18 protein-coding genes and 2 pseudogenes are annotated in these 20,895 nt (G+C 62.1%); 3 read left to right on the forward strand and 17 right to left on the reverse strand.

Translation table 11 applies throughout. The features are described 5' to 3' along the window. The first annotated feature begins 8 nt into the window (after window positions 1-8). On the forward strand, window positions 9-1,349 hold the full coding sequence (locus IQ26_RS34490) for an IS1380 family transposase (RefSeq protein ID WP_145722606.1): 1,341 nt from the start codon (window positions 9-11) through the stop codon (window positions 1,347-1,349). Window positions 1,350-1,733: 384 nt separating this feature from the next. On the opposite strand, the gene IQ26_RS41720 is transcribed toward IQ26_RS34490, so the two are convergent. Further along, a complete protein-coding gene (locus IQ26_RS41720; RefSeq protein ID WP_145722865.1) occupies window positions 1,734-1,940 on the reverse strand; it encodes a histidine decarboxylase, pyruvoyl type in 207 nt (68 codons plus the stop codon). A 47-nt stretch (window positions 1,941-1,987) separates the two neighbouring features. Between IQ26_RS41720 and IQ26_RS34500 the strand changes: the two genes are divergently transcribed. Both IQ26_RS34500 and IQ26_RS34505 read left to right on the forward strand, forming a co-directional pair. After that, window positions 1,988-5,665: an ATP-binding protein gene (locus IQ26_RS34500; RefSeq protein WP_145722846.1), complete on the forward strand. Its 3,678-nt coding sequence runs from the start codon at window positions 1,988-1,990 to the stop codon at window positions 5,663-5,665. A gap of 680 nt (window positions 5,666-6,345) precedes the next feature. After that, on the forward strand, window positions 6,346-8,019 hold the full coding sequence (locus tag IQ26_RS34505; protein ID WP_240547389.1) for a Fic family protein: 1,674 nt from the start codon (window positions 6,346-6,348) through the stop codon (window positions 8,017-8,019). Between the two features lie 244 nt (window positions 8,020-8,263). Here the strand turns inward: IQ26_RS34505 and hypF are convergent, their stop codons facing one another. The 16 genes and pseudogenes from hypF to IQ26_RS34580 all read right to left on the reverse strand — a co-directional run bounded on the left by hypF (window position 8,264) and on the right by IQ26_RS34580 (window position 20,853). Beyond that, on the reverse strand, window positions 8,264-10,600 hold the full coding sequence (hypF, locus tag IQ26_RS34510) for a carbamoyltransferase HypF (protein ID WP_145722847.1): 2,337 nt from the start codon (window positions 10,598-10,600) through the stop codon (window positions 8,264-8,266). Beyond that, window positions 10,600-10,749, reverse strand: a pseudogene (locus tag IQ26_RS39860) (nickel-dependent hydrogenase large subunit); the annotation flags it as partial. The pseudogene IQ26_RS39860 and the gene hypF, both read right to left, overlap by 1 nt. A gap of 96 nt (window positions 10,750-10,845) precedes the next feature. Further along, a pseudogene (locus tag IQ26_RS39865) lies at window positions 10,846-11,178 on the reverse strand (response regulator); the annotation flags it as partial. Beyond that, window positions 11,175-12,938: a hydrogenase maturation protein gene (locus IQ26_RS34520; RefSeq protein ID WP_145722849.1), complete on the reverse strand. Its 1,764-nt coding sequence runs from the start codon at window positions 12,936-12,938 to the stop codon at window positions 11,175-11,177. The gene IQ26_RS34520 and the pseudogene IQ26_RS39865, both read right to left, overlap by 4 nt. A 2-nt stretch (window positions 12,939-12,940) precedes the next feature. Beyond that, window positions 12,941-13,990: a hydrogenase expression/formation protein HypE gene (hypE, locus tag IQ26_RS34525; protein WP_145722850.1), complete on the reverse strand. Its 1,050-nt coding sequence runs from the start codon at window positions 13,988-13,990 to the stop codon at window positions 12,941-12,943. Further along, a complete protein-coding gene (gene hypD, locus IQ26_RS34530; protein WP_145722851.1) occupies window positions 13,990-15,135 on the reverse strand; it encodes a hydrogenase formation protein HypD in 1,146 nt (381 codons plus the stop codon). The genes hypE and hypD overlap by 1 nt, the downstream gene beginning before the upstream one ends. After that, window positions 15,132-15,377, reverse strand: coding sequence for a HypC/HybG/HupF family hydrogenase formation chaperone (locus IQ26_RS34535; RefSeq protein ID WP_145722852.1), 246 nt, complete (start codon window positions 15,375-15,377; stop codon window positions 15,132-15,134). The genes hypD and IQ26_RS34535 overlap by 4 nt, the downstream gene beginning before the upstream one ends. Beyond that, a complete protein-coding gene (gene hypB, locus IQ26_RS34540; RefSeq protein WP_145722853.1) occupies window positions 15,377-16,261 on the reverse strand; it encodes a hydrogenase nickel incorporation protein HypB in 885 nt (294 codons plus the stop codon). The genes IQ26_RS34535 and hypB overlap by 1 nt, the downstream gene beginning before the upstream one ends. Then, the gene (hypA, locus tag IQ26_RS34545; protein ID WP_145722854.1) at window positions 16,261-16,602 is read right to left on the reverse strand and encodes a hydrogenase maturation nickel metallochaperone HypA; all 342 of its coding nucleotides are present in this window, start codon (window positions 16,600-16,602) and stop codon (window positions 16,261-16,263) included. Before hypA ends, hypB begins: the two co-directional genes overlap by 1 nt. Further along, window positions 16,602-17,735 carry a hypothetical protein gene (locus IQ26_RS34550; protein WP_145722855.1) on the reverse strand — a complete coding sequence of 378 codons (1,134 nt, stop codon included), beginning with the start codon at window positions 17,733-17,735 and terminating at the stop codon, window positions 16,602-16,604. The genes hypA and IQ26_RS34550 overlap by 1 nt, the downstream gene beginning before the upstream one ends. After that, complete coding sequence (hybE, locus tag IQ26_RS34555) at window positions 17,732-18,310, reverse strand: [NiFe]-hydrogenase assembly chaperone HybE (RefSeq protein ID WP_145722856.1); 579 nt, start codon at window positions 18,308-18,310, stop codon at window positions 17,732-17,734. Before hybE ends, IQ26_RS34550 begins: the two co-directional genes overlap by 4 nt. Window position 18,311: 1 nt before the next feature. Further along, complete coding sequence (locus IQ26_RS34560) at window positions 18,312-18,533, reverse strand: rubredoxin (protein WP_145722857.1); 222 nt, start codon at window positions 18,531-18,533, stop codon at window positions 18,312-18,314. Then, entirely contained in the window at window positions 18,530-19,375 is an 846-nt protein-coding gene (locus IQ26_RS34565; RefSeq protein WP_145722858.1) for a hydrogenase expression/formation protein, read from the reverse strand. Before IQ26_RS34565 ends, IQ26_RS34560 begins: the two co-directional genes overlap by 4 nt. Window positions 19,376-19,401: 26 nt before the next feature. Continuing rightward, entirely contained in the window at window positions 19,402-19,845 is a 444-nt protein-coding gene (locus IQ26_RS34570; protein WP_145722859.1) for a thioredoxin domain-containing protein, read from the reverse strand. Window positions 19,846-19,849: 4 nt separating this feature from the next. Next, window positions 19,850-20,182 (reverse strand): HypC/HybG/HupF family hydrogenase formation chaperone, encoded by a 333-nt coding sequence (locus IQ26_RS34575; protein ID WP_145722860.1) that lies wholly within the window; start codon window positions 20,180-20,182, stop codon window positions 19,850-19,852. Next, the gene (locus IQ26_RS34580; RefSeq protein ID WP_322791117.1) at window positions 20,182-20,853 is read right to left on the reverse strand and encodes a HyaD/HybD family hydrogenase maturation endopeptidase; all 672 of its coding nucleotides are present in this window, start codon (window positions 20,851-20,853) and stop codon (window positions 20,182-20,184) included. Before IQ26_RS34580 ends, IQ26_RS34575 begins: the two co-directional genes overlap by 1 nt. Between the last annotated feature and the right edge of the window lie 42 nt (window positions 20,854-20,895).

Here is a 20,895-nt window from a genome sequence, read left to right on the forward strand (position 1 = left end):
CACCCGCCATGAATGATCTTACGCTGCCGCTGAGCGGTTTGTCATCTGTGGGCGGCAAGGCCGTCGTCGCCCGCTTCGACGGCGGCATGCTGTCGTCCAACGGTGGGGTTCTGGCTCTGGCCGAGGTGGAGAAACGGCTGCGTGTGGCTGACCGTCTGGCGCGTTGCATCGATGATCCGCGCTGCCCGGACCAGGTCGTCCACAGCGTGGCCGATATGATCGGCTTCCGCATGAAGATGATCGCCGCCGGTTATGAGGATGGCAACGACGCCAACCGGTTGCGCTGCGATCCGGCCTTCAAGATGGCCCAGGATGCGCTGCCTTCGGGTCGGGATCTGGCCTCCCAGTCGACGCTGTGCCGGCTGGAGAACCTGCCCGGCATGCGGGAACTGGTCGCTATGGGTCGGGCGATGGTCGATCTTTACTGCGCCTCCTTCCGGCAGGTGCCGAAGCGGATCGTGCTGGACATCGACGACACGTTTGATGCCGTGCATGGCGGCCAGCAGCTTCGCCTGTTCAATGCCCATCACGACGAGTACGGCTTCCAGCCGATCGTGGTGTTCGATGGCGATGGCCGCTTCGTCGGTGCGGTTCTGCGGCCGGCCAAGCGGCCGAGTGGGGCAGAAATCCGCCCCCACCTGCGACGCCTGGTGCGGGCGATCCGAAGCAATTGGCCGAACACCCGGATCCTGATCCGGGCCGACAGCCATTATTGCAGTCCGCCGGTCATCGATTGGTGCCGCGCCAACGGTGTCGACTTCATTCTCGGCGTGGCGCCCACCACGACCCTGCACAAGCATGTCGCGGAGCTGGAAGTCAGCACGCTGGCGCGTTTTGAAGCGTCGGCGAAGACGGACAAGGTCCGCAGGTTCAAAGAATTCTTTGACGGCGCCGGCAGCTGGAGCCGTGTCGAGCGCATCATCGCCCGGATCGAGGTCGGCGCCCAAGGCGCCGACACCCGCTTCATCGTCACCAACCTTGCCGGTGGCAAGGCCAAGGCGCTCTACGAGGATGTCTACTGCCGGCGCGGCGCTGCCGAGAACCACATCAAGTCGTGGAAGACGCATCTCGCCGCCGACCGCACCTCCTGCACAAGAGCGACGGCCAACCAGTTCCGGTTGTTCCTGCATGCCGGCGCCTACTGGCTGATGTGGGGCCTGCGCGCCGCGATGCCGAAACGCTCGAGCTTCGCAGTCGCCCAATTCGACACGCTGCGACTGCGCCTCATCAAGATCGCCGCGCGGGTGGTCGAGATGAAAACCCAGATCCGCCTGCACCTGCCGACATCCTGTCCCGACCAGCGCATCCTGCGCATCGTCCTCGACCGCATTCCGCGGCTCGTGACGTAGCCGACAGGGCGCCAACGCCCCGAAACGAACCCGCCGGCCGCAACCTGCAAACCCCCGCTTTCCATCACGACGGATCACCGCCGGCGCCCAACCAGCTTGTCAAAAAGAACCGAAACGGCGACCAGATCAACACCTCAGGCCGCCAAACGTTCAGCGCTGTGCATAAACCCGGCTAGGCTCATGAAGCGCAAACTCTTCAGGGCACATCCCGCATTTGGCAATGGATGTGCCCTGAATTCCTTCAACAGATTGCAATCCTCAGCACATACGGCCGTTCTTCGTTGCACCTGCTGGCGGCAAGAAATGGCTAAAGGTGACGCGGGAACAGACCGGCTCCCTCCCGCTCTCGCGCCTGAAGGAATCGATGGCGAAATTTAGTTTGATTTACCCGCCCCGGTAGCTGCCGGGATAGGGCCTCATTGGTTCGAGCCCCAAGGCCTGTTCCCATTCGCTGAGGGTAAGATCGGTCAGGCCTTCAGGGCGCATTTGGCGAGGTATCGCGTTCTGCGCCAAGGTGATGTAGGGCACGCAAGCTAGAGCGCAGCCAACGGTTCCGCTCGCAATTTTCAAAGCTTTGTGCCCGATGAATATCTGTTGAACCCTCTACGAAGCCCGTATACCCGGCTCAGGAGGCACGCTTGGATCTGCGACTAACACTGCTCGGCCGGTGCATTCTCAGCGGTAGGCAAGGAAAACAGCTTCGCCTTGGCACCCGGAAGTCCTGGGCGCTTTTTGCGCTCCTGGCGCAATGCGGAGCGGGAGGGTGTACCCGCGAATACCTGGCTGGTAGCCTGTGGCCTACTAGCGGCGAAGAGCAAGCACGTGCCAGCCTGCGCCAGGAATTGGCTGCTCTGCGTAAAACCCTGAAAGAAGATGGTTGTCCGGATCCGTTTGAGACCCATCAGGGGACCTTGACCCTGCGGCACGATACTATTGCTGTCGACAGTCGGGAGTTCGATGACATTGCTCTTTGCGGCGATGTTGAACGCATCCGGAGCATTCCTCAAATATACAGAGGTGAATTCGCCGCGGGCCTGAGCATTCGGTCGGCACCGTTTGCGGGTTGGTTACAGGCTGAAAGAGAGCGTCTTTGCGATCTCGCGGTCTCGGCGCTCGAAACCGTGCTGGCATATGATGAGGAGCATGGTGAGCCCAGCGCTGTGCTGAAGACGGCGCAGGCCATAATCACCATGGATCCGGCGCATGAAGCAGCGCACCGTGGCGCGATGCGGAGCCTCCACTCCCTAGGAAGGAGTGCGGAGGCTCTCATGCAGTTCAACCGTTTGGCACATATCCTTCAGCAGAAGCTCAACGCCGGTCCTAGCCCGGACACGGTCGAAGTGTACCGGCAACTCCGTCAGCATGAACGCGCCACTGTCGCATGCAATTCGCACAAAATTGCCGCAGGTGTTTATGGCACACCAGAAAGGCGAATAGTCACTGTTGCAGCCTTCGGAATTTCAGCCCGAACTGCTGCAAGTCAACGACTTGACGCCGAAGACATCAGCGAATTGGTGGAGCCGATGGAGGCCTTTTGCCGTGATGCCATTGCGAGATTCGGCGGTCAGATCATCGGATGCGTAGCAGACCGGTGCCTGGCCGTTTTTGGCCATCCCAGTGCAAGTGAGTTGGACGCCGAACGGGCAGTCCTTGCCGCAGTGGACCTTCGAAGCAAGTATTTGTACACCGCGACTGCGCAAGAGGTGCAGATCTGCTGCGGCATCGCCAGCGGCGAAGCCCTGGTTCGATCTGGAGAAGCGGGCTCACTCAGCGTTGCTCAGATGTCGGGGCCGCTCGTTACGCAGGCGACCACGCTAAGTTATACGGCAACCGAGATGGGTGTCCTTGTTTGCGGGACCACGCTCGTACTGCTGCGTCGCGTGTTCAAAACCAACGCAGTCTCGATCCCCGGACACAGCACCGGCGCCTACCAAATCCATGGCGAACTGGTTGCAGCCAATCGCTTCGACATTGGCGAGAGACAGAAAACCCTGTCTTCTTTCATCGGACGGGAAAGTGAGCTGGAACATCTTGCAACGCTTTGGAAAAGAGCTTTACAGGGGGAAGGCCAAGCCGTCACAGTAGTCGGAGAACCAGGCATTGGAAAGTCGCGGCTGGTTCACCATTTCCTGCGCAACAAAGTCGTGGAGGTTGTGACCCGCCTCAATTTCAACGGTTCGTTCCATCATAAAAACACTGCCTTTTATCCTCTCATTCAAGAGCTCCGCCGGGTTCTGAGCATTGGTCCGGACGACGATGGAGAAGTGCTGACAAGCGGTCTCTCCACTTGGCTGGCAGAACTTGGCCAAAGATCGGAGCACGATCTGAACTGTCTCAGGGTGCTGCTCGATCCAAATGTCCGGTCCGTCGAATTGGAGGCAGATATTGCCGGGCTTATCGGCACAATTGTCCGCTGCCTGCTACGCTTGACCGAACATAGACCCGTCATTCTAATTTTTGAGGACGTTCATTGGCTGGATCCGAGCTCGCGCGACCTGCTGCGTGCCTTGCAAGAAAGCATCGGCGACAGCCGTGTGCTGCTGATCGCAGTTACACGACCTCTTCTGGAAGCCGATTGTCCGCCGTCGGTGTCTCCATTGGACCTCGGCCGGTTAAGTATATCGCAGACAGCCGCCGTGGCCCGAAGCATCGGGCCCTCATATCTCAGTGAAAACGATACGGCGGAGATAGCTAGACGGTCTGACGGTATTCCGCTCTTTCTGGAAGAACTCATGAACAGCCTACGGGAGGCGGGCCGAGGAGGAGTTGCCCCCGCGATAGTTCCGACAAGTTTGCAGGAAACCCTGATGGCGCGCATTGACCAGATGGGCGATGAAAAAGAAATTCTCCATCTCGCCGCCGTGATCGGCAGGATTTTCGATTATGCCCTGTTGAAGGCCTCGACCGACTATGAAGACGCACAGTTGCAAGCCTATTTGCAGAAGTTGCAGGATCGGGATCTCGTCTTCCGGATAGGACAGATTCCCTATGCACGATACGAGTTCAAACACGCGCTGGTCCATGAGCTGACCTATCGCTCAATCGTGCGAAACACCTGCAGGTCCTACCACCGGCGTATCGCAGATGCTCTCAAATCCAATGTTGCGGGACTCGGCGCTAATGAGCCGGAGGTTACGGCCTGGCATTTGGAGAAAGGTGGAGTTCCGGATCAGGCAATGGACCATTTGGAGATCGCTGGGCGGCAAGCGGTGCGGGTATCAGCGCATCGCGAGGCTGCTCGACATTTCCGCTGGGCCTTGAGGCTGGCCGGCAACAACAATGAGTCCGGCAAACACAACGAACGAATCAAGCAGCTTCTCCTGCTTCTCGGGCCCCAGCTGCTCGCAGAACGCGGGTTTGCCTCGCTAGAGGTGGGAGACGTCTATCGGCGGGCCAAAGCCCTGTCAAATATCTGTGCCGACAAGTCCCAGAACTGTAGGATTGTATGGGGTCTCTGGAGTAACTGCATTGTCCGAGCACAACTCGATCTAGCCGTGGAATTAGGCGAAGAATTTCTCGGCCTTGCTGAAGAGACTGGAGATCAACTCAATACGGTCGCAGGATTTTATACACGTGGCGTGGTTAGCTATTATCTCGGAGCATTTGACGACGCAAAGAAGGCCTTCACAACCGCCACGGCAGTCCATGAAGATCGGTTCGACGAGGAAATGGCTGTTAGGTTCGGTATCAACCTGCAGATCACGGCCAACGCCTATTTGCTCTGGATAGACACGTTGTCCGGGAATTTTGAGAGGGCTGTTCTCGCAAGCGTAGCGCTGATCGGCCAAGCGGAACGGTGTAGCCACGATGCCAGCACCGGATTTGCCCACAATTTCATTTCGGGCATGTATAATTTTATGGGTAATCACTTGCAGGCAGAGCATCACGCAACAGTTGCCGAAGCGCTCTCAAATGGCCAAGGGTTCGCCCAGTTCCGGGCACATGCAAGGATCAATCGCGGTCGTGCATTAGATCGGCTCGGTCACGCAAAGGGGCTGGAACTGCTCAAGCAAGGGATTGCAGACTATGTAGAAACTGGTGCCGAACTCGCCTTGGCTTATGCGCAGGCGTGGTTGGCGGAAGCCTTTCTGGATCAAGGAAAAATGCCTCAAGCACAGGAAGCGGTATCGGTTGGCTTGAGCTTTTCCGCACGTACAGGCGTCCAATATTTCGATGCCGAACTCCTTCGCATCAAAGCGGTCATCCAGGACCAATTTGGTCCAAGTCCGGACAAGGAGATTATTGACATATATGAACAGTCCCTGGCGGCCGCCACAAAGGTTGGAGCGCGGGCGCTCTCTTCGGTGGCCCGGTGACCGCCGCGGACCCTGTATGCCTGCAACCTGGAGCCTGGAACATGACCATTCCATAGCCATCGCTACGATCGCCGCGCAGCATGCCGCAGCGGTTCGCATGTCCCGTTCCGTCCGGAGGTTTGGAAATACGCGGCTCAGTCGCCGTCCCAAACCCGAGGAGGGACTGAGCTTTGGCCGCGTCCGAAAAACAACCCAAAGGGGCAGCACTTCCTGCTGTCGCCCGCGTGCCGGAAGCTCACCGTCATGGACCTGGCAAAGGTCCCCGAGGCGACGGCCTATGGCTGGTTCAAGCGCATTGCGCTGGCCGCAGACTGACGGCGAACCGTTCTGCCCGAAATGCGCACTCGATGAGCCGCGGCCGCTTCAAAGGCTCCGACAGGAGCCTGCAGGACCGTGGTAGCAGGCTGCACGGCGCTCATGCCGATGGCGAATGGGATGTCAGTCATGTTCAGGTTCCAGGCAATACAGCATCTGTGGCGGCCGTCGGGCCACCGAAGAAATCAAAGCTGTATGTGCGCCGTCCCGAACATGGGCGGGCTCATATCTGGAACCCGCAACGGAGTCGATCGGGAAAATGCCGAGATGTGCAGAAATCGCTGCTGCCGACCGTGCATGGCCCATGACAGACCCCAACGCTTGACATTTTCACATTCGTCGCCAAAACATTGTGATGCTACAGCATGAAAACATTGCAATCGCCCATCAAGAAAGCATTGCAATCGCACGACATCAAAACATTGCAATCCTCTAGACCGCAGCGAAACATCAAGGAAATGGCGACACCCGAAAAAGCCAACCCGCTGGCCCGATCCCTGGAAGAATTGAAGAGCATAACCGCCGACGGGAGGAGCACGGTGTTGAAGAGCACCAACATATCCCGCGTCCATCGCGAGCGACTTATCGCGAACGGTTTTTTGGAAGAGATCGTAAAAGGATGGCTGGCTGTCAACTCCAGACCGGGAACCAGACGGCGGGTGGACGATGCTTGGTCGACCGTCTTTTGGGAATTTGTAGAATCCTATTTGAATGATCGGTTTGGCAGCGATTGGTCCTTGTCTCCCGAGGGGACCGTCTCCTTTCTTTCAGGGCAAAGATCAGTCCCAACGCAGCTGGTTGTGAGGAGCCCGTCTGCAGGCAACGAAGTGCTGAATTTGCCTGGCGGGACATCAATCTTTTTTCACAGGACACCGGTGCCAGAAAGCGCGAGCTATGTCGATGGCATGCGCGTAATGAGCGCCGAAGATGCCTTGTGCAATCTCGCTCCCAACTCATGGCGCAGTTTGGAGACGGATGTCGTCAGCGTTCTCGGATCAATCCGGGGTTCCTCTTCGATGCTTCGCAATCTCCTGTCGGAAGGACGCAGCGTGATAGCAGGGCGCATTGCTGGAGCGCTCCGGACGCTTGGACGAACAAAGGATGCCGAAGACGTCGTATCTGCGATGCATTCGGCCGGATATGCCATCCGGGAGGAGAACCCGTTCACGGAGAACGCCGCTTTGCAGGCGGCAGCGGTCAAGGTTGGCGTCCACCCAGCCGCAACGCGGATCAAGTTGCTATGGGCAAAAATGCGAGACGACGGGTTGAAGGTCTTCGACTTGGAATGCCGAAAAATATCGGACAATACCGCCTACATGGAAAGCGTCGACGAGCGATACGTCTCGGATGCTTACAATTCTCTGTCGATCGAAGGCTACTACGTTTCCGAGGAACTGATCGAACGCGTTCGCTCTGACTCTTGGAATCCCGACAGCAATGCGGATGATTGGGACCGCAGGAATGCACTCGCAGCAAGAGGATATTGGCTCGCATTCAATGCCGTAAAGGACGATGTCTACAAGATCATTTCGGGTGCAGCTTCAGCCCCCCTTCTTTGGCAAAGACATCAAGAGTGGTTCCGGCAAATGTTCGCTCCCTCTGTGACGGCGGGCCTCCTGAAGCCGCATGAACTCGCAGGCTATCGCGGGCACCCGATTTACCTGCGAGGGTCAAAACACGTCCCGACACCGCATGGATCGATACCTGATGCTCTGGACTCCCTGTTCGCGTGCGTCTCCGAGGAGAGTGACCCGCGGGTCAAGGCTCTCTTAACGCCGTTCTTGTTCACCTACATCCATCCTTTTCACGACGGCAATGGTCGGATTGGCAGGTTCCTTATGAATGCCCTCCTCGCCGAAGGAGGCTTCCTGTGGACCATCGTTCCCTACGAGCGTCGGAAAGAATATCTGGCGTGTTTGGAAAGCGCGAGCCAGCAGGAAGACATCCAACCGCTCGCGACTTTGCTCCGGGAACTTGTTTCATCGCCACCGCCTCCGCGGCCAACGGAAACGGCCTATGTGCCTTGGGGAAAACAATAGCCTCAAAGCCTACCCTGAGCGGACCAGAGGAACCAAATTCATACACGCTTTCAGCGGCTTGAATCGGAATTGGTGGTCTTTGCCACCTAATGCTGCAGTTTGCGCCGCCGTTGACAAAGTCACCACCTCGTCAAGATGCCAAACACCGTGCCACGAAGTGTCCGGTTGTCGCGTCCGCTACACGGTGATGTTCGGCCGGCGCCTTATACAAACGATGCTGATATTTTTTCTTCAACGATTGGTCTCAATGCGAAAGTGCTAGGCCGATCGTTGCCTGGCCGAGCGCCAGACCGCCGTCGTTTGCGGGAACGCTTGCGTGCGCCAGCCCCTCCAATCCTGCAACTGTGAGCTCGGCGAGTACGCCTTCGAGCAGCAGGCGATTCTGGAATGCGCCACCCGACAGTGCGACCGTGCCGACGCCGTTTTCCTTGGTGAGTCCGATGGCCTTGCGCGAGATGATCTCTATCAGCGTCCTGTGGAAGCGCGCGGCAATCAGCCCGGTTTCGACGCCCGAAGCCTGATCGCGAAGAAGCGCTTCCCACAGACCTTTCCAGGAGATAACCGGCTCCTTCGGCGAGGTTGCTGGCCAAGCCTCGGCCGCATCCATGAACGGGCTGGCGAGCGCCTCCATCTCCATGCCGGCTTGCCCCTCGTAGCTCTGGCGCTCGAAACAGATGCCGAGGACTGCCGCGCAGGCATCGAAAAGGCGCCCCGCCGAGGAAGCAAGCGGAGCATTGACGCCCCTCTCGATCATCCGGTCCAGCACGCCAAGCGGCTTTTCTGCCAAGGCGCGGATGAAGGGCCGATCGGCAGGAAGCTTGGCCAGGAAATCCGGACCGAAAGCCGCCCGCAGATACGCATAGGCATTGCGCCACGGCTCGACGCTGGCCTTGTCGCCGCCGGGCAGGGCGACCGGCTCGAAGTATGCCAGCCTCCGGAACCCTCGATAGCCGCCGAGCAGGAACTCGCCGCCCCAGATCGTGCCGTCATCGCCGTATCCGAGACCGTCGAGGATAATGCCGAGCACCGGCGGTGCGTCGATTGCGCGGCCGTGCTGGGCAAGGCACGAGGCGAGATGCGCGTGATGGTGCTGGACCTGAACAAACCTCGCCGCGGTCTCACGAGCAAGCTCCATGGCAAGCCGGGTCGAACGGTAGCCCGGATGCCGGTCGGCCACAATGAGGTCCGGCTTCGTGTCGAACAGGCTTCGATACAGCTCCAACGCCTGCCCCCACGCGTCCTGGTTCTTCAGATCGTCGAGGTCGCCGAGATGCTGCGACAGCAGCGCCTTGCCGTCGCCCGCTAGGCAGAACGCGGCCTTTAGGTCGCCGCCCGCAGCCAGCGCCCTGACCGGGCCATCGAAGCCCGCCGGCAGCGCCAGCGGCTCCGGCGCGAAACCACGCGCGCGCCGCAACACCGAAATGCCGTGGCCGTCGCGGCGCACCACGCTGTCGTCGAGCCGGTTGACAATCTCGCGGTCGTGCATCAGCCAGAAGTCGGCGATCCCGGCAAGCTCCTGCCGCGCCTCGTCGTTGTCCGTACATTGCGGCTCGCCCGAGCGATTGCCGGAGGTCATCACCACCGGAGCGTCCAGCGCTCGCAGCAAGAGATGATGCAGCGGCGTGTAGGGCAGCATGAAACCGAGCCACTCGTGCTCCGGCGCCACGCCCGCCGCAACACCGCAGCTGTCACGGCGCTTCACCAGCACGATCGGCGCCGCTGAGGCGGCAAGTGCGGCGCGCTCGTCGCCCGACAGCTCCGCGAATTCGGCAAGCTGCTCCAAGTCGCGCGCCATCAATGCGAACGGCTTGCCGTCGCGTTTCTTGCGGGCGCGCAGCTGCGCCACCGCCGCTTCGTCCGTCGCGTCGCAGGCGAGGTGGAACCCGCCGATGCCCTTGATCGCGACGATCCGCCCTTCCCCGATCAGCGCCGCCGCTTCCCGGATCACCGTCTGCGGGCCGCCGCCGACCACGACGTGGTCCGGACCTTCCAGCCAGACGCGCGGCCCGCAGGCCGGGCAGGCGATCGGCTGGGCGTGATAGCGGCGGTCGGCCGGATTTTCGTACTCGGCCCGGCATTCCTCGCATATCGAAAATCGCGCCATAGCGGTCGAGCGGCGGTCATAGGGGATAGCCTTGATGATCGACAGCCGCGGCCCGCAATGCGTGCAATTGGCGAACGGGTAGAAATAGCGCCGGTCCTTGGGGTCGAGCACTTCCGCAAGACATTCAGGGCAGCAGGCGGCGTCGGGCACGATACCGGTCTTCACCTGCCCGCCCGCACTCGCCGCTATAGCGAAGCCGCCCACCGGCCGCGGTCCCTCAAGCGTCGCCGCCTCAATCCCGTCGATCCGCGCCAGCGGCGGGCATTGCGCCTTTAGCCTGTCCGCGAAGGTCTCGAACTCGGCATCGCTGCACCACAGCGCGATCTCCACGCCTGCAGCATCGTTGCGGACATGGCCCGATAGCCCCATAGCGGTCGCGATGCGCCACACTGTCGGCCGGAAGCCGACGCCTTGCACCAGCCCCGTCACCCGGACCAGGCGTCCCTCTACTGCGGGCTCGGCGAGCAGCGCGCCCATCAGTGCACCGTGCACACCATGCACGGGTCGAACGACTGCACGATGTGCTGGACTGCAACCGGCTCGGTCTCGCCGAGCCGCACCGGCGCACGTTCGAGCGCCAGCTCCAGCGGGCCGTGATTGCCGGCCCTGTCGCGTGGCGAAAAGTTCTGCAATGCGTAGAGCAGGTCGATGTGCGCGGGGTGGCGGCGACGAAGCACGATCTGGAGGAAGAGCTGCACCGCGTTCTTCAGCGTGAGCGTGAGGTTTTCCGGATGCCAGGGCTTGGTGATGTACTGGTGGATGCCGGCCTCGTTGATGGCGTCGATGATGGCGTGCGCGTCGGTGTAGCGCGAGATGATCATGCGCACGATGTCCGGCCAGCGGGTGCGCGCCTGCCTCAGGAACTCGATGCCGGAGGTGCCGGCCATGCGCTGGTCACACAGGATGACCTGAATCCATTCCATCTCCAGGATCGAGCTGGCGGCCTTGCTGTCGCTGGCGATGTGGACGTCGAAATCCTCGCTCAGGATGCGCCGCAGCGCCTCCAGCGAGCGGATTTCGTCGTCGACGATCAATATGCCCGGCAGGTCGCTCACGATGCCTTCCTCCTCCCTTCCCGGCCGGCCTGCCAGGCGACGTCGCGGTGGCGGGCGATCGTCACTGGGGTGCGCGACTTCGGCACCTTGTGCACGAAATTATGCCGCGCGACGTGGTAGCTCGGGTCGAAGCCGTAGAAATTGCGCCGCATCCGCGAAAGCTCCTCCTTGCGATAGGCGGAAAGCGGCTTGGCCGCCTCGTCGGCTGCGCGCTGGGCTTGTTTTTCGGCGAGCAACCGCGGAAACTCTGCGCTCCCGGCCAGCGCGGCAGCCGACGCCTTCACTTGCGCCATAAACAGCTCGCTTGCCCCCGCGAACACCCGGTTGGCGAGATTCAGATTCAGCGCCTCCTTCGCGCCCATCGGCAGGCGCGCCGCCGCGATCCGGCGGGCATTCTCAGTCCCGCAGCAGCTCGGCAGGAGATAGGTCCAGAACTCCGAGCCGGAGAGATTGCCCATGTCCTTGTAATGCGGGTTGAGGATGACGCTCGAGCGCATCCAGACCTGGTCGGTGCCGCGGGCGAGAAACACGCCGCCCGCTCCCGCATTTCCGGAAAGCGCTGCTACGGTGATGTGGCTTGTCGTACGGATGATCGCATCGGCGAGGTCGTCGATGGCATTGATGTTGACCCAGGACTCGTCGGCCGCGCTGTCGGCCGCCTCGATCCGGTTGAGGTCGAGCCCGTTGGACCAGAACTGCGGTCCTCCGCACAGCACGATCACCCTGGTCGGACGCTCCGTCGCTTTTGTATAAGCGTCCAAAAGTCTTCGACAGGCGTCCTCTCCCATTGCACCGTTATAGAAGGGGAAGTGCAGATAGCCGACCGCACCGTCTTCTTCGTAGATGATGTCCTGATACCCGCCCGGTGAATTGAGCGGGATCTCCGGCAGGCTTGCAACTTCCTTCGCGAAGACAATGGTCGCCGGCAGCTTGAACGGGTGTGGCGAATTGGGGTGCCGGACATGGCCGATCCACAACGCGCCGTCGACGGTGGCGAGGGCGATCGCCGGCCCGCTTCTGGCGACGACCGCTCCCGGCTCCGGGAGCGATATCTTGCCCAGTTCACCCCGCGCGAGAGGCACGTCACCCCCTGGTTCACGTGCCTCTCGCGCGTCGAAAAGGAAGACCGTTTCGCCGAAAAGGTTGTCCCGCACGCCGGGCGCGCCGTCTGCTGCTGCGATATTCTTCAGCACCGTTTCGGTCGTGTCGGCAGCCCAATCGATCCGCCGGTCCGCCTGTTTGATCGCGTCCCGCCATCGGCCCAGAGACGCAACAGATTGTTCTTCCGGGGCAATCGGCTTTTCGCCCTGCTCGAACCGCGCGATCGCTTCGAGCACCGCCGTCACCGCCGCGTCGGTCACCTCGTTGCGATAGAGGCTCGATTTCGTCGCCTTTCGCATCGCGAAGGTGGCGCTCGCCCAGACCGGCCCGCCATCCATTTCGGCCGCCGCCTCCAGCACCGTGACACCCCACTGCGTCGCCCCGTCCATCATCGCCCAGTCCAGCGCGGAGGGGCCGCGGTCGCCGACGATGCCTGGGTGAACGATCATGCAGCATTGATTTTCATAGACTTTCTTCGGGATTTCCCGCTTCAGGAAGGGGGCGATGACGAGGTCCGGCCGAAACAAATCTACCGCCTCGATGGTCCGCTCGTCGTTGACGTCCATCTCGACCGAGACCTCGTGTGCGTGCTCGCCAAGCTCCACGAAAATTCTCTGACTCAAGGCGTTGAAGGCGGTGACGAGAAGCAGAATGCGCATCTTCAGCAGATCCTCGGAAGCTGTTCCCCGGCGATCCAGTCGACCACGCGCATACCGCCAAGTCTCGTTTTCATCCGCACCAGCGCATGCTGGTCTGCGACGACTTCGCCAATGATTGCGGCATCCCGGCCCTTGGGATGAGCGCGTATCGCGGCGAGCAAAGTCTCCGCGTCTTCCGCCGTGCAGATGGCGATCAGCTTGCCTTCGTTGGCAACATTCAGCGGGTCGAGGCCGAGCAGTTCGCACGCCGCCGCGACCTCCGGCTTCACCGGAACCGCCGCTTCCCGGATTACCATTCCGACCTTGGACTGCTGCGCGATTTCGTTCAGCGTCGCCGACAGTCCGCCGCGCGTGGGGTCACGCAGCACCAGGATACCGGGAATGGCAGCAAGCATCGCCGCCACCAGATCGTGCAGCGGTTGGCTGTCGGAGGTGATTTCCGTTTCAAAATCAAGGTGTTCGCGCTTCGACAGGATAGCCACTCCGTGGTCGCCCATGGTGCCGGAGACAAGGATTGCATCGCCCGGCCGGGCATTGCTTCCGGAGACGTAAGTGCCGTCCGCCAGCACGCCAACACCGGTCGTGGAGATGAAAACGCCGTCGCCTTTGCCCTTCTCCACCACCTTGGTGTCGCCCGTAACCACGGGTACGCCTGCTTCCCGGGCGGCAAAAGCCATTGAAACAACTATTCTTTCCAGTTCGGCCAACGGAAAACCTTGCTCCAGGATGAAGGACGCGGACAGCCAGAGCGGCCGCGCGCCCATCATGGCGACGTCGTTGATCGTGCCGTGGACCGCCAGCGCGCCGATATCCCCGCCCGGAAAGAACAGAGGCGAGATGACATGCGCGTCCGTTGCCATCACCAGGCGTCCGCAGACGGTGCCGAGCAGGGCCGCGTCGTTGCCCTGGGCCAGGAACTCGTTGGCCAGATGTCTTTGAAAAATATCCCGAATCAGCTCGGCCATCGCGCAGCCGCCCGCGCCATGCGTCATGTCCACCACGCCGCGAACCGACGAGGTGGTGACGGCTAGCCTGGGATCGTTCGCGCTCATTATTCCGCCGCCTCCAACGGCTTCAGCTCGCGGAAACGGCCATAGGCCCAGTAGGCCGCGCAGGCGCCCTCGGAGGAGACCATGCATGAGCCAATCGGGTTCTGCGGCGTGCACACGGTGCCGAACAGCTTGCAGTCGGTCGGCTTCTTCACCCCGCGCAGGATCGACGGGCATTCGCAGGACTTCAGCTCGCGGGAAGCCTTGACCGACAGCTCGAAGCGCTTCTCGGCGTCGAAATCGGCATAAGCGTCGCGGATGCGCAGGGCGCTGTAGGGCACGGTGCCGAGGCCGCGCCAGTCAAAGGTCTTGCGCAGTTCGAAGACCTCGCTCACCAGTGCCTGCGCCTTGAGGTTGCCCTCCTCGGTCACGACGCGGGTATATTCGTTCTCGACCTCGTGTCGGTCTTCATTGACCTGCCGGATCAGCATCAGAACGGACTGCATGACGTCCAGTGGCTCGAAGCCGGCGATGACAACCGGCTTCTGGAATTCCTCAGCAAAGAATTCATATGGCTGCGAGCCGATCACGGAGGAGACGTGCGAAGGTCCCAGGAACCCGTCGATCTTGACGATGCCCAGCTCTCGCACTTCCGGCGATTCAAGAATGTGAGAGATCGCGCCCGGCGTGAGCACATGGTTGCAGAACACGCTGAAATTCTTGAACCCCTGGGCTTGCGCCGTCTTGATCGCGACGGCCGTCGGCGGCGTCGTGGTTTCGAAGCCGATGGCGAAGAAGACGACTTGCCGCTCGGGGTTTTCACGCGCGATCTTCAAGGCATCGAGTGTTGAATAGACCATGCGGACATCCGCTCCGTCCGCCTTGGCGCGGATCAGGCTGCGATGCTTGGTGCCCGGCACGCGCATCATGTCGCCATAGGTGCAAAGGATGACCCCGTGCCGCTCGGCGAGTTCCACCGCATCATCGAGGCGAGAGATGGGAAGCACGCAAACGGGGCATCCGGGTCCGTGCACGAAATGCACGTTCTCCGGCATCAGGTCCTGCACGCCGTAGCGAAAGATCGCATGCGTGTGCCCACCGCAGAACTCCATGAAATGATAGCTCTTTTCCGGATCAGCCTCGGTCGCGATGGCGCCGGCGATGGTCTTCGCAAGCTCCTGGTCGCGATATTCGTCGACATATTTCACGCCGAAGTCTCCTCTAGCTCCTCCTCCAGCACGCCCGCTTCGGCCATCAGCTGCAGCGTGCGCTCGGCCTCCTCGGGGCTCACCTTGTGGAGCGCATAACCGACATGGACGAGCACGAAATCGCCGACCGCAACGTCTGCGACAAGCGCGAGCGAGATGCGCTTCCTGACCGTGTCGAACGCGACCACGGCCATGTCGTCATCGAGCAGTTCAACGACGCGGGCGGGAATGGCCAGGCACATCAGGCTGCTCCCTTGAGCTCGGCCGCCAGCGGATGGCCGGCTAGCGCCATGGCGCGGGCCGCCCCGATCCAGGCCGTCCAGTCCGACATCCCCTCGCCCGTGCGCGCGGAAACCCTCAGCACCTTGATCCGCGGGTTCACCTTTCGGGCGTTGGCGATGCAGGCCTCCACGTCGAAGTCGAGATGCGGCAACAGGTCGGTCTTGTTGAGGATCATGAGATCGGCTGCGGCGAACATGTCGGGATATTTCAATGGCTTGTCCTCGCCCTCGGTGACTGAGAGCACCACCACCTTGTGCGCCTCGCCGAGATCGAAGCCCGCCGGACAGACGAGGTTTCCCACGTTTTCGACGAGGAGCAGGCCTCCTTCGGCAAGGTCGAGGTGATCTGCGGCATGGCCGACCATATTCGCGTCGAGGTGGCAGCCCTTGCCGGTGTTGACCTGGATCGCGGGCGAACCGGTGGCGCGGATGCGGTCGGCATCGTTGGAAGTCTGTTGGTCGCCCTCAATCACGGCGATCGGCAACTTGCCCCTCAGTGCGTCGATCGTGCGGCAAAGCAGCGTCGTTTTGCCAGAGCCGGGGCTGGAGACGAGGTTGAGCGCAAGCACGCCGCGCTCGGCGAACATTTTTCTGTTCGCATCGGCATACTCGTTGTTCTTGGAAAGGATATCCTTTTCCAGCTTGACCATCCGCGCCTGGCTCATGCCCGGCGCATGGGTGCCAGCCGGGCCCGAGCCACAATCGTGCACATGATCGTGATGATGATGATGGGGGCCGTGATCGTGGTGGTGATCATGGCCTTCGTGGCCGTGATGATGGTGATGGCCATGCGCCTTGCCCTCGATCCGGACCTCGCCCTCGCCACATCCGCAAACAGTGCACATCAGCTCACCTCCAATTCCCTGATCTTCATTTCCTCGCCGCCGGTCACCTGCAGCTGATGACTTCCGCAGTCGGGGCATGGATCGAAGCGTGCCGCGATCGGCACGCCTTGGCCGCAAGGCATGCACCAGGCCGTGCCTTGCGTCTCGACGATTTCCAGTATTGCGTCTTCCGCCAGAGAGCCACGCATGACGACATCGAAGCCGAACTTCAGCGCCTCGACCTCGACATCGGATAGCCGCCCGATTTCCAGGCAGACGCGGCCCACCTTCCGAAAATCCTGTCTGGCGGCCTCTTCCTCGAGGATGCCACGGATGCTCTCGCATATCGCCATCTCGTGCATCAGCGGAACCTCAAATCGTAGCCGACGCAGGGGTCGATGGCCCGGACCAGGAGATCGGCCTGGACCGCCAGATCTTCACGCCTGGATGCAGCGAGCGCCGAAAGCGAGCGCGCGGCAATGCCGCTCTTCGCGAAATGAATGCTGGTCGGAGCCGTGATGGCGTAGTCGGCGATACGGTCGTCGTTCAAAACAATCCGATGTTCCAGCCGGCCGCGTGCTGCCTCGGCAAAGGCAGTAGCACAGCGGCCCCCCTTCTCGTCGCGAAAGACTTCGCACGTAGGCACTTCGGACCCGTCCGCGACATCCCGCAGGGCCGCGAGCCCTCCGGCGATCTGCCCCGGCAGCTTCGATGCCTCGACCAAGCGGGCGGCCAGCCGTGCGACCAGCCCGGCTCCACCGTTTTCGGAAAGGAAAGCGCGAACGAGCGGCGCACCAGCCTGCCTGGCGAGGCAACTCGTGTCGGCCGACGCTTCCTTCAGCAAATGCCCGTTTCCCCCCTTTGTCGTTTCGGGGTGGCCTATCATTGCCCAGCCCCTTGCCAGGACCGGCGCGATGAGGCGGGCCGCAACCGTGCTGCGCTCCATAGCCCACTGCGCGAAGGCATCGCGATCCATCTCGCCAAGCGGCTTTTCGCCTTCGTAGACCACGGACTGCGTTAGATAGCCCGCCTCGGCGGCCGTTTCGGCGGCTTCCGCGCCCGGCATCCCCACGCATACGCCGGGAACGAACGCATCCCCACCTGGAAAAAGCGCCTGCTTGAGGCACTGCGGCAGGCCCATAGCCCGGCGCAGGGTTTTACCGTCCGCAGGCTCGCCCGCGAGACTGGCAGTATCCAAGCCAATGCGCAGCAGGTGCTCGCGCAGCGTCTCGGCAAGCACAAGAAGCCGCCGCGCCTGTTTCGTGCGCCGGTCCGTCCCGATCTCCAGGGCCGCCTCGGCTGCCTCGACGCTCGCCGCTGACTGCGCAATACCACAGACACTGAACAGCGAGCCGATCGCCGAGACGACGTCCCTCGCCGGCCGGCCTCGCACGACCGGACCAAGCGCAATCGGGCGCGGCGGCATAACGATGGCTTCCACAACGCGACCGCCATCGCAGACGAGATCGATGGAGACGCGGCCATCAACGCTCATGCGGCGGTCTCCTCCTTGTCGCCCAAACCGAACAGCCAGCGGCGGGTCAGTCCCGCCGGCTGAGAGCTCGCGGGTGTTCCGGCTGTCTCAACCTCGTCCAACGCGCTTGCCTCTTCCTCAGGTAGCCGGCCTACCCAGACACGGACCATGTCGCCGTCGTCGTCTTCTTCCGCCTCACGATTGAACAGTTCCGCAAGCACCTGCCGCCCGGCCTCTTGCGCACTCTCCTGGTCGGCGAATTCGAACATCGGCGAGAACAGCGAGCACATGCAGTAGCAGCCGAGCTCCTCTTCATAGGCCTGGATGAACTCGAACCGGCCCGCCGGGAATGAAACGTGCTCCTTCGCGCCCGTAGACACGCGCGGGCGCGCTTGCCCGTCGCCAGAAGGTAGAAGCACGAGGTTCATGAACCAGGGCGTGACGAGAGCCGCGAGCCATTCGCCCTGCCACTGCCGCATGCCCACCGCGCTGACGCAAAGTGCCGGATTGAGGATCGGAATTCCCGCCATGGCCGTCCGTTCGATCCGCTGAAACACGAACTCTAGACGGGCAGCGACGGCTTGCGAATGATCCATGTCAATCGCTCACGACCATGAAGCCCTGCTTGGAGCCGTCGCAGGTAGGGCAGCTCCAGTGCGCCGGCAGTTCGGCGAAGGGCGTGCCGGGCGAGATCTGCCAGTAGTCGTCGCCCTCGGCCGGGTCGTAGACATGCCAGCAAATCCTGCATTCGAGCCGCGACATCGGGTCGATCTTGGCATTGTCGCCGCCATAGGAACCGGCAAAGAAGGAGTCGTTCACTGGTAGACCTCCAGGATTTCAAGGAGCCGCTGGCGGCTGTCGGCAATATCCTCGGGCGCGGCGCGGACCACCTCCGGCAAGGCCGTGACCTCGATCGTGTTGAGGATGAGATCGTCGATCGAATTGAAGAAGCGTACCCACCAGACGCAGCGCGTCGCCGTCGTGGTCACGCGGCAATTGCCGTAGCCACGCGACAGCACGACCACCGGCCCGTGGCCAAGCAGGCCATCGAGGAAGGTCAGGTCCTCTTCAGTGTGCGGCAGCAGCGACAGGTTTATGACGTGCGGCCCGACGCCGGGCCCGACGAGCGGGATGCGGTCATTGAGCTCCGAAATCAGCGGCGGCACGTTGAAGACGCCCATCGGATAAGTCGCCGACGTAGCGAGCATATTGCGGCAGCCGGTGAACGCCCTCTCCAGCACGGCCGAGGGAAAGGCGCCGACCTCGACGAAATCGCGCACCAGCCTGCCATCCGGTCCGGTCTGGCGCACGCGCCAGATACCGGCGAGTACCGACTCCTGAGCCTGCAGGTCGTCACCGCAGATGATCGAGACCTCGCCCTCGCCGAGCGCCTGGTCTATCAGCGCACGATTGGCGCGGTCGAGGCCGGAAAGATCATGCACCGCGTTTTCGCAATCCGGCGAGGACCGGCCGAGGCTTTCGGCTAGCGCGGAGAGCACCGCCAAAGCAGCTTCGAGCCCGGCGACATTTTCCTTCTCCGGCAACACGGGTGCCGCAGAGGTCGCCATGCCCTTCGGCATTTCCATATATTGCAAGTCGCCGCCGTCCTCTTCGCCCGGCTGTGAACCCGGCCCGATGCCGCCGAATAGTGATGCTGCCATGGCGCGCCCTCCCCGGCTGCTTTCGCTCAGTGGAAATGATCGTGGTCGCGACGGTCATGCGTCGCGCAGGCTTCGGGAAGCTCGAAAGGCGGCGGCGCGCTCGACTCGCGCGTCAGTATGCCGGCGATCTCGGTGAGGTAGTCTTCCCAGTCGAGCACGCGCTTTATGGCGCCGAGATATTCGCCCTTCCTCACGAAGACGAGCGCCGGAAAGGCGTTGAAGCGATAGCGGCTTTGCAGCTTGCGCTCGCTCTCCCGCGATACCACGGCCGGCTTGAACACGCCCTGGAAGGCCTGCACCAGCTCCGGCAGGATCACCGCCACATCGTTGCTCTCGGCGAGCCGCAGCCAGTCACCGGGGAAAAACAGCGCGGTGAAGTCGTGGGCCTCGGCGAACGCGTCGATGTTCGCCTCGTCAACCACCGGCATGCGGTGGCGCTCCATCATCATGGTGAGAACTGGTGAAAACATGGGCTCAGGCGTCCTCCGTGCCTTGCGGTGAAAGGGCTTGCGCCGGCCGCAGATGCTCCGGCAGTTGCGGCTCGCGGCCGACCAGGTCGGCGAAGAGGTGGTCGAGGTCGGTGTCGCCGGCGAGCGCACGCTCCGTCGCTTCGATGGCGTCGGCGATCAGACGCGCCGTCTCGGCTGTGACCGTCTCGCGCGCGGTGTCGAGGAAGGCGAGTATCCACGTACCCGCCGGCTGGTCGCCCACCAGCGTCATATCGAGGCGCCGCGTGCCGCTGCGACCGGTGCACAGGGCAATGCCGCCGCTGCATTCAACCACCTGGAAGGGGACGCCGACACACATCAGCCCTGCCCTCCGGACGATTGCAAAAGCGCGTCAACCTCGCGCTCGAAATTCGCCGGGCCAGCGAAGGCGCCATTCGCGAGAAGCCGCGCGTCGCCGTGACAACAGGCCTCTTCCGGCCGGGGTCGACCGCTCTCGTAGATGCCGATGCGCATTTCGCGCGAGGCGAGCGTCTCTTCTTCGGCCAGCGGTTCGGCGCGCTTTGCGATCGTTGCGCCGTGCCGGGCGAGCCACTCGATGGCGATCTCGATTGCAGGCTCGATCTGAGCCTTCACCGCAGGCCGGAGACTGCCGCCGTAGTCGTCCAGCTCGACCGGTTGCACGCCGACGAGAAGGAGGTGGGCGGGATAGTCACCCATCATCTCGGCCATGGCGAGAACTTCCTGAAACCCAGTCTGGTGGAGCGAAATCTTCTTCACACCGAGGAAGGCCGGCACCTCGCCGCCTTCGACGAGCTTCAGCGTGCCGGGCGCCAGGCCGTAGTCGACCGCGTCGAACACGACGAGGATGTCGGCCTCGCGGATGTGTTGGACGAGGTAGATGCCCTGCGTGCCGCCATCCATGGCCCGGACGTTGTCCGCCGTTTCGCAGAGCCGGTGGAACTCCTCCACCACGCGGACGCCGAAGCCCTCGTCGGCCCATAGCAGATTTCCGATGCCGAGCACGAGCACACGTGGCGCGCAGTTCATTGGGAAGCCTCCTCCGTACCTTTT

This window comes from Mesorhizobium tianshanense (assembly GCF_007830515.1).
GTDB classification, from domain to species: domain Bacteria; phylum Pseudomonadota; class Alphaproteobacteria; order Rhizobiales; family Rhizobiaceae; genus Mesorhizobium; species Mesorhizobium tianshanense.